This is a genomic window from Oleiphilus messinensis (assembly GCF_002162375.1).
Lineage (GTDB): Bacteria > Pseudomonadota > Gammaproteobacteria > Pseudomonadales > Oleiphilaceae > Oleiphilus > Oleiphilus messinensis.
In genome coordinates, this window is sequence record NZ_CP021425.1 from 6,078,905 (window position 1) to 6,092,151 (window position 13,247).

Genomic DNA, 13,247 nt, shown 5'->3' on the forward strand with positions numbered 1-13,247 from the left:
TCTCGTTTTACGCGCAATTCAGCCGTGTTGGCAGACGGTCAAAAGTCATTACCAATTGTAAAATACAGTGCACCCTGGCCACTCTCTGCAACACTACTCGCGAGCTGAATGGGACCAAATAGTGTCCGTGCGCCAATAACAGCCGATACAGAGGATCGCCATTGGTCCTCAGACTCGGCAACAAACGGACGCCAGACTCGTCCGCTCTCCAGCAAGGCCCCGACATAACAGTCAAACCCGGCGATAAGCTTGTTGCGATACAAAGCCGCTCCCAGCAACACAGCATCCTGCCCTGCAAACTGATCCCGTTCGTAACCTGACAAATTGTAGGCGCCCCCCAGCGAAGCGTAACGATCCACCGTGACATTTCCGGAACTGGCAAACTGACCTTTACCTCGCAAGTTCAGTGTGTACTTACCATGACTGAACGCCAAAACGCCATTAATTTTAAACAGATCAAAGCGTTCATCGGAGCCCAGATCCGGTTGATAGCGCTCAAAGCGGCTGGAAAGATAATGCCCGGTTCTCGGCACAGTCGCTTCACTCAAGGTATCATAAGTGAATGATGCTGTGAGTATCCCGTGCTGGAGACTTTGCTCAAGACCAAGCCCCACTCCGATTCGGCCTTTCAGGTCGGCATCTTCCAGAACCAGCCCGGCGGCAATTTCCCCCCAGTTTCCCAATTCCTGCCCCAGTGTAAATGCCCCGTAAACCCGTCTTAGTTCAATTTCTGAAAGTTGGTCATCATCGACAAACAAATTAAATAGCTGTTTTTCAAATGCGGCCCGGACATTGATAAATGTGGCATCCACCGTATCCAGAGGCTGATAAAACTCGGTCATCACCTTTGGTTCCGAGCCAATTGCGATATGACTGTGCCACTCCGCCCCCAAAGCATTGATATCTGCAAAATTCACAGACACACCCACATCAATGCGTCGGTCGATGTCAAAATCATCTTCATAGCGAAAATCGAACTGTAAAAAATTGGGCCCCCAACTTTTCTCCCGGGCCAGTATTTCCAGCACATTTCGCTCCCCCACCTTTTTCAGGGTATAGGTTACGGTTTCGAAATACCCCAAACCATAAATTTCGCTGATATCACGCTCCAACCGATCACGATCAAAAGATTCACCGATCTGTTGGGTAATACGTTTGCGTAAAAAGTCATCGGCAGCGTAACTTTCATTGATAATATTGATCTGATGTATAATATCTGCCGCTTGAGAGCTCATGCGGACATAATTTTTTTGATAGGCCTGCCATTGAAGCGGGCCGATTTTAAGCGCTTTTAATTGCACGGCAGCGTTGCGGGCCGCCGTCGCGCCAACTTCGACAATTTCATCGCTACGGTCAAAATCGGCGGAGGTAAAGTCTTCCAGGTCCGGCACGATCAAAATATCCTGATCCGACAGCAAGGACAGCTGCTGGGCCATATTCTTACGGGTCAGAAAATTGGTAATCTGTTCTGCAATAGTAAAAAGGCCCGACAATTTTTCCTGGGGAATCAGCGGCATGCTGATATCAACGGCAATAATAATTTCTGCCCCCAGTTCTCTGGCGATGTCGATCGGGATATTGTTGGCGACGCCGCCGTCCACCAATAACCGACCATCCAAATGAACGGGCGGAAATACACCGGGAATAGACATACTGGCTCGAATCGCCTGGGCAATGGAGCCGGTACCCAATACTGCAGCTTCGCCGGTCGCCAAATCTGCCGCCACCGCACGATAGCGCCGGGGAAGCTGGTCGAAGTCGTTTATATAGGCGGCTTCACGGGTCAGATCATTCAGTATCAACTCCAATTGTTGTCCTTGAACCAGTGCGTTCTTGAGGCGCAATCCTTCCTGATTGAAACCCAGCGTGACATCCACAGAGTGCATCAGGCTGTCCCGTTTACGGCGCATTGAAAGCCCAGACCGGTCGAGTTTATCCTGAAAGCCCCGCTGCCAATTCATCTCATGGAACCGTTGCTCGATCACTTCCACAGGCAAGCCCATGGCATACAATGCCGCAACAGCAGAGCCCGCGCTGGTACCCACGACAATATCAACCGGCACGTGCATCTCTTCAAGTACCCGGATGATACCGATATGTGCCAGCCCCCGGGCACCGCCGCCACTGAGCACCAAACCCACTTTGGGGCGCGCCAGCGAATGTGACTGTTGAGGGTATAGCTCACTGCCATTTGCCTCATTTTCAGTTGCTTCAACGTCAGAGGCAAAACTGTCAGTCACCGGTACCAACACGCTGATTGTGAAAACCCACACAATTAGCCGAAATATAGAACGTCGAACCCAACTCATAGAGCAAATTTCACCTTTCTTGTCCTGTTTCTCTGACTATCATTAACGGATTACGACCCGCAAAAGGAAAACACTTGTGGAACACTCAGGAGCACCTTCGAACACCAATGGGGACCCATCCAGATCCTCTGCATCCAAGCCTTCCGGTGCACCCAAGCCTTCCGTTGCACTACGGGCCACGCCAGCCCGCATTGCTGTGCTTGGCAAAGCTCTGAATTGGCAGGCACAGGACTACGAACATGCGTTCGAGCTCACGGGTTATCGCCCTTCCACAACACAATGGTTAAACGGAATTGATCTCTTTCTACGGCTGCTGGGCTGTGCCCTGATTCTCGCCGGAATCGCTGCGTTCTTCGCTTTTAATTGGGCAAGTATGCACCATTTTGCCAAATTTGCCGTTCTGCAGCTTGTGATTATCGCCAGTATTTTTGCCAGCTCTCGACTCCCACGGCAATCACTGGCGGGACAGTGTTGTCTATTTAGTGGCGCATTTTGTACCGGAATCCTCATCGCGGTATTTGGTCAAACCTACCAAACCGGCGCAGATCACTATGGTCTGTTTTTATTGTGGGCCCTACTCATCACTCCCTGGGTATGGATTGGACGCCAATCCGGCCTTTGGCTGCTCTGGCTCCTGTTGCTCAATTTAACCTTAATTACCTACTGGACGGAAGTATTTCGCCCCCCATGGGACGAATTTGCCCGGATATTTGGTCCGCTCTTTTGGCTGACCCAGTCAATAAACGATTCTGAGCTGGCACTGCTTCTGGTTATGCTCAACGGGATCGCGCTGCTAGTGTGGGAGGTTTTAGCCAATCACGTAACTGGTCAGCCATCACTCAAACAACAGCACTACTCAGGCGCGCTTGCAAATCGCTGGTTTCCCCGCATCATCGTGCTTCAGCTCTTACTGATCGTTACAGCTCACTGTGAACTGACGCTAATCACCCATTGGTGGCAAGACGGTAGCGATATCTACGATATTATTTTCTTTGTCATTTATGGCCTGATGCTTGGCATCGGCGGATGGTACTACCAGTACCGGCAGGTCGATTTATTGATCTTGAGTGCTGCGGCACTGTCATTGATGATCACCAGCAATTCACTGTTAGCCCGACTCGGCAGTAACGAAATCGAGATGGGATTTTTCCTCTCGCTACTGGTCATCGCTGAAACAACCGGGGCAGCGCTCTGGCTCAAGCAGGTATCTAAACGACAAAACCTGGGGGTAACGGGATGACGCACTCAATTTCCCTACAAGAACTCCTCGCCAAAACATCGGGGCACAGTCTCCACGAAGCGGAAGCCGCGCTGCAAGCCATTCCCATTGAGAAACTGGAAACACCCCAGCCCTGGTATGTCCGGACTCTGATCGGTTTCGGCGCCTGGATGAGCAGCTGGATGTTGATGAGTTTTATTCTGGGTATCAATTTACTGGTTGAATCCGAAGCCTATGGTGTCTGGGGAATCCTGTTCATGATTCTGGCACTTGTGCAGGCCTATCGGGTCAGGTCACTGTTTTTCAATCAGTTTGGCTTGTCCCTCAGTCTCACCGGGCAATTATTATTCGCAATCGGAGTGGCGGAACAATCACAATTTGGTGATATTACTGCGCCGCTTATCACACTCATACTGACCAATGCTATCCTTCTGCTAATCTATCCAGACCGGGTGCATCGCTTCCTGTCCATCGTATTCATCAATGCCGCTCTGTTACCACTGGTGTATAAATGGCAGCTTAATGCTTTGATCCCGTTTTTTGCGCCCATCCTGGTACTGATTTTCGGCGCTTTCATCCATTTTCAACCCCGTATTCTGGCACAGGGAAAGACGGAATGGTTTGCACCGATTGCCGCAGGAGCACTGGTTTCCGCCATGGCATGGGTACTGCTCTCCGCGTTGTACGTTTTGCCGGAACTGCTGGATGATTTTCAATTCTACCCGAATCCGTGGATTACCACAGTGGCGATCAGTGTGCTCTTCGGCATTGCTCTGATGGAGCGTGTTCGAACCACGATTGATCCATTTCCGCCAGTTATCGCTGGTTTGCTCGGAGCACTGCTTAGTGTACTCACGTTACTGACACTCAACGCCCCCGGCATACTCTTGTCACTACTGGTGCTTTGGCTGGGTAAACATCAGGGATCGCGCTTTTACCAAGGCCTCGGGATCACATTTTTGTGTCTCTTCATCGCCGCCTTTTTTTACGGCATTGGGACTACACTGTGGATGAAGTCGATAATTCTCTGCACCAGTGGTTTTGCCTTGCTGCTGGCACAGCAGCTGTTAAGCCATCTGCAAAAACAACAGCTGCATTCTCAATTGCAGGAGAACCAATAATGGCTTCCCAGACCCGCCTCCCGGCCTGGCCACTCTGGATTACAGTGGCCCTCGTGATTCTGATCGTTAATGCCATGGTGTTTCAGAAAGAACACTTACTCTCGGAAGGCGATACGGTGTTACTCCCACTCGCCCCCAGAGATCCCAGATCTCTGCTGCAAGGGGATTTTATGCGCTTGCGTTATGAGCTCACCCGGCAACTGGAACGAACCCACAAATCACAGCGCAGCTATACGGGTTACGCGCTATTGCGTTTGAATGAAAACGGGGTCGGGGAATATGTACAAAGCCACGAGAGCCCCCCTGACCTGCAGCCCAACGAGCGGCTGATATACTTTCGTAAACGAGGGGACCATGTTCGCTTTGCCAGTGCAGATTATTTCTTTCAGGAAGGCCATGGCGAGTACTATGAACAAGCGGCGTTCGGTGAATTGAAGGTAAGCCGCAGTGGTCAAGCGCTACTGATTGGTGTTAGAGACCGCCGCTACCAGCGCCTGGATGCGCCAGACGGTTCCTCACCGGCTTCACGCCAGTGATTGACGCATCATTTCCCGCATTAACTGCAAGTAATCCCGCTGTTGGAGATGCATGACATGGTTGCCCGGAAACCAGTGGATATGGCTTCCGGCCCAGTGCTCATGCAGCAACTTTTGATAGCGTGGAGCGGTAAAACGGTCGCCGGCACCGGCAATAATCAACAGTCGTTCCGGGGGGACAACCGGGGTCCAGGTTAATGGCGAATGGATAGCGGTGGCATGGCGAACATCCACCAGATCCAGCCCCACTTTGGGCAACATGCGTTGAAAGGCGGTGCGCAACGGCCCCCATTCCATCAACATATCCGCGGGCGAAATGACTGCGGCATTCGGTATCACAAACGCAAGGTCAGGCTCGACTGCTGCAGTCAACGCGGACAAATAGCCGCCCAGACTCAAACCGCTGATGCCGATTGTCTCGACGCCCTCCTTGCGCAGGTACTGCATAAAGGTTCGGACTTCATGGATCGCCTGCAACATGGCTTCATTGGTTTCCGCAAAGCCATGATTGAAAAAGCCATAACCACTGAACGGATCTCCCCGCTCGCGACGGCTGCCATGAAAGGGCAAGGTATACAGCAAAACGTCCCAACCCTGCTCATAGAACCAGCGCAACGAGAACATGGCACTGTTGATCCAGTAGGCATCCAGTGTGTAACCATGGAGGAAAATCAATGTCGGCCTCGGCCCATCAGGATGCCGCCAGTGTCGGGCCTCGGCGACCCGGTTCCGGGTTTGACTCGCAATCCGGTCACGTAATACCGGATTAATGGCCTCAAAATCCGAATCAAAGCGCAACGTACAACTGTCAATGCCTTTAACCGGCTTGCTGGGTCGGCTTACTCTGACATTCACCTGTGCCGGTGGCGGCTGAAACACTGCTTGCGGGTCGCCCCGATCGGCCAGTTCGCGATACAGATCCATCTCATCAATTTGTGCCTTCAGTGGCCGCTTGCGCAGACTCGCCAGCATCGCCAGCAAGACACCTGTTGCCAGACCATTCTTCAACACATGATCAATCGCCGCACTGGTTCTGACATGGAAGCGGTGACTTTGGTCCAGCGGCGATGACACCGGATGCTGGTGATAATCAATCGGCAGAGAATACCACCAGGGACTACCGTCAATAAGCTTCATCCTGTTCCTCCAATTGATACCGAATGCACGAATACCGTGAAAACATCACTCTTATCAAACGGTAGAACAGAGTTTTTTAAGTGGCAAGCCACTGGAACAAAATTCTAGTAAGCAGAACCTGGCTTCAACTGACTTGTGTTTTAATCCTGCTGAAGCGCCTCTTGCCGCTCTCGCTCATATTCATCATAGGTTTTGCTGGCATTCTGGTAACAGGCGTCTTGCTCCGAAGGGGGCTTTTCGGCGCATGCATAGCGGTTGTTCAGCTGAATATTGTCGTACACTGCACGATTACTGCAGCCTGTGACAAGTAAAATAGTCAGAGTGATCGCGAAAAATCGCATTAAAATATCCCTTTTAGTAAGTTGGTCAACACGGTTTTAATTCATATAATGCTGACCAAAGGTCATCGCTCAGCACCTGAGTATACCGTCCACTTTCATAAGGAACCAGCTAGATGAGTACTTTAGTCATTGGGGCCAATGGTCAAATCGGACGTCTGTTCTGCCAGCATGCAGCGCAGCGGAATATCGACGTTACTGCAATGCTGCGTAACCCAGACCAGGAGAACTTCTTCCAGGCACTGGATATTCCGACCGTCATCGCTGATCTGGAAGGGGATTTTGAAGCCGCATTAAGCGCATTTGACCAGGTTGTTTTTACCGCGGGTTCCGGGCCAAGTACCGGCCTGGATAAAACACTGCTAATTGATCTATATGGTGCGATCCGTGTCATTAAAGCAGCAGAGCAAGCTGGAATGAAACAGTTCTTGATGGTCAGTGCATTACGTGCTGATAAACCACTCGAAGCACCGGAGAAACTGCAACCGTATATGGCTGCAAAACTGGCCGCAGATGAGATTCTTTTGAAATCAGAAGTCCCTTTCACCATTCTTCGACCCGGTCGGTTAACCGATGAGGCTGCAACAGGATTCATTCAATCACCACTTTCCGATAATCGCGACCCGATAACCATCACACGGGAAGACGTCGCCCTAACCATGCTGGAAGTTCTAGGTCAGGGTTGGGCGATTGGTAAAACAATTAATCTGTTGAATGGAAAACACTCCATCAATACTCTGAAGAAATTGTGTTCCCTCTACTGATACCATTGCGAATTTCATGATTTCGGGTACAGTAGCCGGTTGGCTCAACCGGTTTGATTAAACTCCATGCTCCTGAAAACCCGTTTTTATCTCCCCCCAATGCGGCCCCAGTGTGTCATTCGTCAGGGTCTTTTAGATGCCCTTGATCAAACTCAGGGTGGGGAGTTGATGCTCATCTCGGCACCGGCAGGTTATGGGAAAACAACTCTGGTCAGTCAATGGTTGCATCAAAAACCACACACATTTTCCTGGTTGTCCCTCGATAAAAGCCACAATTCTCCGCGCTTGTTCTGGCAATATGCCATCACAGCACTGCGCCAGATCCAGCCAGCGCTTGGCCAGGACGCTGATGCATTGGCCACAGATAAAACCCTGTCCGCCCAAGAACATATTGTGATCGCGTTACTTAATGATCTGGATGACCTCAGCATCATGAATCATTCGGACAAACCGGTTTCGCTGATTCTCGATGACTTTCATTTGATTGAGAGTACCACGGTACTCAAGTCAATGAATCTGTTTCTGGATCATCTGCCACCAGGGCTCCGGGTCGTAATGACCAGTCGCACCGAGCCACCACTGGAACTGGCCCGTCGACGGGGCAGTAGCCAGCTCAGAACGATCACCAGCGAGCAGCTTCGTTTTACCTTGCCTGAAAGCGAAACATTCTTTAATCAGACCTTGAATCTGAATGTGCCGGCGGATGTAATAACCCACTATTACCAGACCACAGAGGGCTGGATTACCGGCTTACAACTGATTAGCTACTCAGTGCATAATCAGCAGGGCACGGCTTCTCCGCCGAAAATGAGCCCACAATATCCGGGGCTTGATCGCCATATCGCAGACTATCTGTTTGAGGAAGTTTTTTGCAACTTGTCCACGGAATTCCAGAACTTTCTGCTCTCGACCGCATTACCGCGACGTTTTTGTGCGGGATTGTGTAACGCCATGGCGGGTACACATGACGCGCTCTATCAGATCAAGACCCTTGAGCGCGATAATCTGTTTATTTTCCCGTTGGATAACTACCGGGTCTGGTTTCGTTTACACGATTTATTCCGGCAATTCCTGCTGCAACGACTGGCCATATTAACCGATCAAGAAATGCAATCCCGCGCTCAGCAGGGTGTTGATTGGCTACAACAGGCAGGCCACTATGAAGATGCTCTGGCCCTGAGTATTCGTATCACAGATTGGGATCGCACAGAGGCACTGCTGGAATTACTCACGCAACTTTCAGAAACTCAGGGCCTTTCCGATGATGCGGTTCGCTTACTCGCATCCGTATCACTTGCCTCGGTTGAACCCTATCCGAAACTGGCTGCGACGATTAACCAATACTGCGGAGCAAGCAACGGCCCGGAAGCGAATATTCCCTCTGAAGCCTCTCCCTATTCCAATCTGCAGTTATCAGAACCGTTGACGCGTCGCGAAACCCAGGTACTGGAGCTGATGTCCAAAGGTCTTGGCAACAAGGCCATAGCGGACTCCCTGTTTATTTCTCTAAACACGTTAAAAGTCCACATCCGCAATCTTTACAGTAAATTCGGTGTCGATAATCGCACCAAACTCTTGCTGAAACTCAATTTGCAATAAATTCACCCCGGAATTTCACCCGGCACTTCACCCCTCAGGGTGATTCTGTTTCCCTTCTCGTGGCTTACACTGGCAAAACATCAGTACTGACTATCACTTCAACCCAATAATCATGGCCAGAAATAACCGGGTCATCGAGGAGCGTGATTTATGGCAGCACAACCAACCGAACGAGATGCAATGAACTATGACCTGGTCATCGTCGGCGCTGGGCCTTCAGGCTTGTCCGCCGCTTGCCGCTTCAAACAACTGGCAACTCAGGCCGGACTGGACTTTTCCGTCTGTGTGGTCGAAAAAGCAGCCGAAATTGGTGGCCACCAACTTTCTGGGGCGGTACTGCAACCCAGCGCATTAAACGAGCTTTTTCCTGATTGGGAAAACCGGGGCGCACCACTGAATACCCCCGTGTCTTCAGACGAATTCCATTATTTTGTTTCAGCGCATAAAAGCATCCGAATCCCCACCGGATTTTCCGAGCTGGTTAATCGTAATCACGGCAACTACGTTATCAGCATCGGCAATCTTTGCCGCTGGCTGGCAGAACAGGCCGAGGTATTGGGCGTTGAAATTTATCCCGGCTTCGCGGCATCAGAAGTCCTCTATGATGACAATGGTGCGGTGTGCGGTATCGCCACGGGCGATATGGGGGTAGATGCCCTCGGCCAGGCTAAAGACAGCTTTCAGCCTGGAGTTGAACTCCGTGCGAAATATACCCTGTTCTCGGAAGGCTGCAGGGGACATTTGGGTAAACAACTCATCGATCGTTTTGGTCTGGACGAGCATAGCGATACCCAACATTACGCTCTCGGCATTAAAGAAGTGTGGGATATCGACCCCGACAAACATCATCCCGGAAAAGTCATCCACGCGTTCGGCTGGCCCCTGAAAGAGAATGGTGCAACTGGAGGTGCCTTCCTCTACCACAGTGAAAACAACCAGGTCGCTCTGGGGTTGATCACAGATTTGAACTACCGCAATCCTTACCTCAGCCCATTCGAGGAACTTCAGCGCTGGAAACAGCACCCCACCATCAAGCACTACCTGCAAGGCGGTAAACGAGTGGCTTATGGTGCTCGGGCATTGGGAAAGGGTGGTTTACAGGCTATTCCAGAGCTGAGTTTTCCCGGAGGTCTCCTGTCCGGATGTGAGGCGGGATTTATTAATTACCCCAAGATAAAAGGCAATCACACCGCAATGAAAACCGGCATGCTGGCCGCTGAATCGGTTTTCGATGCCCTGCGCAATGGCAGTCCCGGTCAGGAAACCCTGAAAAGCTACTGGCCCGCAATTAAAGCCTCCTGGGTGTATACAGAACTGAATCAGGCCAGAAATGTCGCACCGGCCATGCATCGCTTCGGCATGTTTGGCGGCGCTACATTCACATTCCTTGAATTTGGATTACTCAAAGGGAAACTACCGTTCACCCTGAAAGACCCCAAACCCGACCACGAATGCTTGAAGCCAGTAACTGAAGCAACGCCGATCCACTACCCGAGACCGGATCATACCATCAGTTTTGATAAATTGTCTTCGGTCTATTTGTCCAACACCAACCACGAAGAGGATCAACCCTGCCATCTCGTATTAAATGATCCTCACATTCCCGTAGAACATAACCTGAAATATTATGACGAACCGGCTCAACGCTACTGCCCTGCAGGTGTTTATGAAATCATAGCCAGTGACGAAGGTCAGCCCCGCTTGCAAATCAACAGCCAAAACTGTGTGCATTGCAAAACCTGTGATATCAAAGACCCCCGCCAGAATATCACGTGGGTCACACCTGAGGGCGGCGGCGGGCCAAACTACCCGAATATGTGAATGCGAAGAAGACCGGCGCTCATAACTCGTTTTTTTGAGCCCGGTTACGCAGTTAGACAATGGTCTAGCTTCTGCAGAAAACGATTGCACAGCTCGGTTAGTTGAGATAATTAGGAGGATTACGTTTTGTTCAGTAATTATCGGGTTGAGTTGTCCATGAGTTTGTCTGTTTTAAGCGTCTTTTTGCCGACCTTCTTTTTCGTCTCGATTACACCCGGAATGTGTATGACCCTGGCATTAACTCTGGGGATGAGTATCGGTATTCGCCGAACCCTGTGGATGGTTGCCGGGGAGCTGGTTGGCGTGGGATTGGTCGCGTCACTCTCGGCCATTGGGGTTGCGGCGATCATGCTCCAATATCCAACGCTGTTTCTGGTGTTAAAGTACGGCGGCGGAGCCTATTTGATCTACCTCGGGATTCAGTTATGGCTATCAAAGGGTAAAATGGCAATGAATCCTGAAGCGGAACAACGTACCTATCAATCTGCCGGAGCATTAGCCAGCCAGGGCTTTGTTACTGCGATTGCAAACCCCAAGGGATGGGCCTTTTTCATCGCGTTGTTGCCACCCTTTATCGATTACGAGCAAGCCATTGCATCGCAACTCATTGTCCTGATCGCCATTATCCTCACACTTGAGTTTATCTGCCTGCTGATTTACGCCGGCGGAGGGAAAACCCTCAGCCGTATTCTAGTGCGCACAGAGAACGTTAAAATCATCAATCGCATTGCCGGTACGCTCATGACCGGCGTTGGAATCTGGTTAGCGCTGGGTTAAGTTTCCAGCGAAGTTAAGAATCAGGGCACCAATACGCGCTCTGGCTCACCTTGGGGGTGTACGCGAAAGACCACAATGACAGCGCCTTCACTTTCGGTTCTGGCACTGTGGATTTGTTTCAGCGGTATTTTAATGGCTTCACCCGCTTTCGTGACGACATCCTCCTTGCCTTCCTGAACAAGAATCGCTTTACCCTGTAAAATATAGGCAAATTCCTCTCCGGGATGCCAATGTTTCGGCAGTGTGGAATGGGGTGGAATATGAACCCGGCTGACAATAACTTCAGTCCCGGGTACACCTTCCAATACGGCAGACATCATATTTTCGAGTTTAACTTTTCCAGATTTCGCACTGCTTTCCTTGGTTGCCGTCTCTGCAGCTGTAAAACCACACCACAACATTGCAACACAACTTGTCACCATCAATAGCTTTTTCATTACTGTTCAACCCTATTGCTTTTCATCTATTGTTACGTTCACTGCGTCTTTAAGTCAAAACGGCCCTTATTGCAAACTCATACACCCAACTTGAGCAGCATACGTAAGCTTAGCTAATTCATGGGTTAAAAGGTATTGTTTGTGCTTATGTAAAATTAATCGGATCATAGGGTTACATCAGCAAGGCTGACGAGATCAATGGTTCAATTGCGATCTGGATGTTACTGGAGAAGAAAAGTATGTCATTCGAATTTACAGACCTGGAACAGGCACAATCAACAAATGGCTTGTACATGACGGTTGTGCCAGGAATACCAAGCCCTTGGACAGAAGCGGCCAAAGGTATACTGCATATCAAGAACATATCCTGGTCTGCCATTCGTTTCGACGCCCGAGACAAGGCAATGCGAGCATGGACACACTCACGAAGTGCGCCCACACTGATGAACGAGCACGACAGCCCACGATCGGATTGGCTGGAAATTCTGCACTTCGCCGAGTCCCACGCACCCGAGCCCGCGCTTCTGCCCGAAGAACCGGCATTGCAGCAACAGGCATTGGAACTTTGTAAACTGATTTGTGCAGAATCAGGACTCGGATGGAATCGCCGTTTGCACGGTGTTCACAGTGGTTTAACAGGAGAAGGTGGGTTCCCGGAACCCATTGCAGCCTACCTGGGATCAAAATACGGCTATGATCCCGAAGCAGGTGCAACCTACAGTCAACAAGTGGCTGATCAATTGAGTCAGTTAGCTACCGTGTTACAACAGCAACGCTCACTGGGTCAGCCTTTCTACCTCGGTAACCGTTTAACGGCAGTGGACATTTACAGTGCCACCTTCATGGCCATGTTCAAGCCACTTCCGCCAACCGAGTGCCCCATGCTCGACCTGATCCGTTCCGCTTTCGAATCCGTGGATGACCGGATTCAGCAAGCACTTGACCCAATTTTGCTGGAACATCGTGACTTTATCTACCGTGAATACCTGGAGCTCCCGCTCAAGCTCTGAGACTACCGGGATTGTCGACCTCCAACTGTCAATAGCCCCATGCGAACACAAACCCGCCATACTGGGCGGGTTACACGTCGGGGCTGTAATCCATATTGTTCTAAACTGCCAGCCACTTTTTGTCCAATGACAGGGCCTGGAGCTGGATGTTGATATAGTCCCGAACTTCAGCAATTCCT

General features: G+C 50.6%; 12 protein-coding genes. 8 read left to right on the top strand and 4 right to left on the bottom strand.

Annotated elements, in window-relative coordinates:
- Positions 1–38: 38 nt before the first annotated feature.
- A complete protein-coding gene (locus OLMES_RS26465; protein ID WP_087464023.1) occupies positions 39–2,309 on the bottom strand; it encodes a patatin-like phospholipase family protein in 2,271 nt (756 codons plus the stop codon).
- A 76-nt stretch (positions 2,310–2,385) separates the two neighbouring features.
- On the opposite strand from OLMES_RS26465, the gene OLMES_RS26470 reads away from it, so the two are divergent.
- Genes OLMES_RS26470 through OLMES_RS26480 form a run of 3 tightly spaced genes read left to right on the top strand, consistent with a single transcriptional unit; the run spans position 2,386 to position 5,185 of the window.
- Positions 2,386–3,549, top strand: coding sequence for a DUF2157 domain-containing protein (locus OLMES_RS26470; protein WP_157678634.1), 1,164 nt, complete (start codon positions 2,386–2,388; stop codon positions 3,547–3,549).
- Positions 3,546–4,649: a DUF4401 domain-containing protein gene (locus tag OLMES_RS26475; protein WP_087464025.1), complete on the top strand. Its 1,104-nt coding sequence runs from the start codon at positions 3,546–3,548 to the stop codon at positions 4,647–4,649. Before OLMES_RS26470 ends, OLMES_RS26475 begins: the two co-directional genes overlap by 4 nt.
- A complete protein-coding gene (locus OLMES_RS26480) occupies positions 4,649–5,185 on the top strand; it encodes a GDYXXLXY domain-containing protein (protein ID WP_087464026.1) in 537 nt (178 codons plus the stop codon). Before OLMES_RS26475 ends, OLMES_RS26480 begins: the two co-directional genes overlap by 1 nt.
- Here the strand turns inward: OLMES_RS26480 and OLMES_RS26485 are convergent.
- A complete protein-coding gene (locus tag OLMES_RS26485) occupies positions 5,174–6,322 on the bottom strand; it encodes an alpha/beta hydrolase (RefSeq protein WP_087464027.1) in 1,149 nt (382 codons plus the stop codon). The two genes, OLMES_RS26480 and OLMES_RS26485, sit on opposite strands and share 12 nt — an antisense overlap.
- 140 nt (positions 6,323–6,462) lie before the next feature.
- Positions 6,463–6,663: a hypothetical protein gene (locus tag OLMES_RS26490; RefSeq protein ID WP_198343144.1), complete on the bottom strand. Its 201-nt coding sequence runs from the start codon at positions 6,661–6,663 to the stop codon at positions 6,463–6,465.
- A gap of 113 nt (positions 6,664–6,776) precedes the next feature.
- Here OLMES_RS26490 and OLMES_RS26495 point away from each other — a divergent pair, with 113 nt between their 5' ends.
- The 4 genes from OLMES_RS26495 to OLMES_RS26510 all read left to right on the top strand — a co-directional run bounded on the left by OLMES_RS26495 (position 6,777) and on the right by OLMES_RS26510 (position 11,621).
- Positions 6,777–7,424, top strand: a complete 648-nt coding sequence (locus OLMES_RS26495) for an SDR family oxidoreductase (RefSeq protein WP_087464028.1) — start codon at positions 6,777–6,779, stop codon at positions 7,422–7,424.
- Positions 7,425–7,490: 66 nt separating this feature from the next.
- Complete coding sequence (locus tag OLMES_RS26500; RefSeq protein WP_087464029.1) at positions 7,491–9,023, top strand: LuxR family transcriptional regulator; 1,533 nt, start codon at positions 7,491–7,493, stop codon at positions 9,021–9,023.
- A gap of 150 nt (positions 9,024–9,173) precedes the next feature.
- Positions 9,174–10,844 (top strand): electron transfer flavoprotein-ubiquinone oxidoreductase, encoded by a 1,671-nt coding sequence (locus OLMES_RS26505; RefSeq protein ID WP_087464030.1) that lies wholly within the window; start codon positions 9,174–9,176, stop codon positions 10,842–10,844.
- Between the two features lie 156 nt (positions 10,845–11,000).
- Positions 11,001–11,621 carry a LysE family translocator gene (locus OLMES_RS26510; RefSeq protein WP_087464690.1) on the top strand — a complete coding sequence of 207 codons (621 nt, stop codon included), beginning with the start codon at positions 11,001–11,003 and terminating at the stop codon, positions 11,619–11,621.
- A gap of 20 nt (positions 11,622–11,641) precedes the next feature.
- On the opposite strand, the gene OLMES_RS26515 is transcribed toward OLMES_RS26510, so the two are convergent.
- The gene (locus OLMES_RS26515; protein WP_198343145.1) at positions 11,642–12,058 is read right to left on the bottom strand and encodes a cupin domain-containing protein; all 417 of its coding nucleotides are present in this window, start codon (positions 12,056–12,058) and stop codon (positions 11,642–11,644) included.
- 239 nt (positions 12,059–12,297) lie between these two features.
- Here OLMES_RS26515 and OLMES_RS26520 point away from each other — a divergent pair, with 239 nt between their 5' ends.
- Positions 12,298–13,068: a glutathione S-transferase family protein gene (locus OLMES_RS26520; protein WP_087464031.1), complete on the top strand. Its 771-nt coding sequence runs from the start codon at positions 12,298–12,300 to the stop codon at positions 13,066–13,068.
- Positions 13,069–13,247 lie beyond the last annotated feature (179 nt).

Coding starts and splice junctions, on each gene's coding strand:
- OLMES_RS26465 (WP_087464023.1), bottom strand. CDS start 2,309: ATGAGTTGGGTTCGACGTTCTATATTTCGGCTAATTGTGTGGGTTTTC.
- OLMES_RS26475 (WP_087464025.1), top strand. CDS start 3,546: ATGACGCACTCAATTTCCCTACAAGAACTCCTCGCCAAAACATCGGGG.
- OLMES_RS26480 (WP_087464026.1), top strand. CDS start 4,649: ATGGCTTCCCAGACCCGCCTCCCGGCCTGGCCACTCTGGATTACAGTG.
- OLMES_RS26485 (WP_087464027.1), bottom strand. CDS start 6,322: ATGAAGCTTATTGACGGTAGTCCCTGGTGGTATTCTCTGCCGATTGAT.
- OLMES_RS26490 (WP_198343144.1), bottom strand. CDS start 6,663: ATGCGATTTTTCGCGATCACTCTGACTATTTTACTTGTCACAGGCTGC.
- OLMES_RS26495 (WP_087464028.1), top strand. CDS start 6,777: ATGAGTACTTTAGTCATTGGGGCCAATGGTCAAATCGGACGTCTGTTC.
- OLMES_RS26500 (WP_087464029.1), top strand. CDS start 7,491: ATGCTCCTGAAAACCCGTTTTTATCTCCCCCCAATGCGGCCCCAGTGT.
- OLMES_RS26505 (WP_087464030.1), top strand. CDS start 9,174: ATGGCAGCACAACCAACCGAACGAGATGCAATGAACTATGACCTGGTC.
- OLMES_RS26510 (WP_087464690.1), top strand. CDS start 11,001: ATGAGTTTGTCTGTTTTAAGCGTCTTTTTGCCGACCTTCTTTTTCGTC.
- OLMES_RS26515 (WP_198343145.1), bottom strand. CDS start 12,058: ATGAAAAAGCTATTGATGGTGACAAGTTGTGTTGCAATGTTGTGGTGT.
- OLMES_RS26520 (WP_087464031.1), top strand. CDS start 12,298: ATGTCATTCGAATTTACAGACCTGGAACAGGCACAATCAACAAATGGC.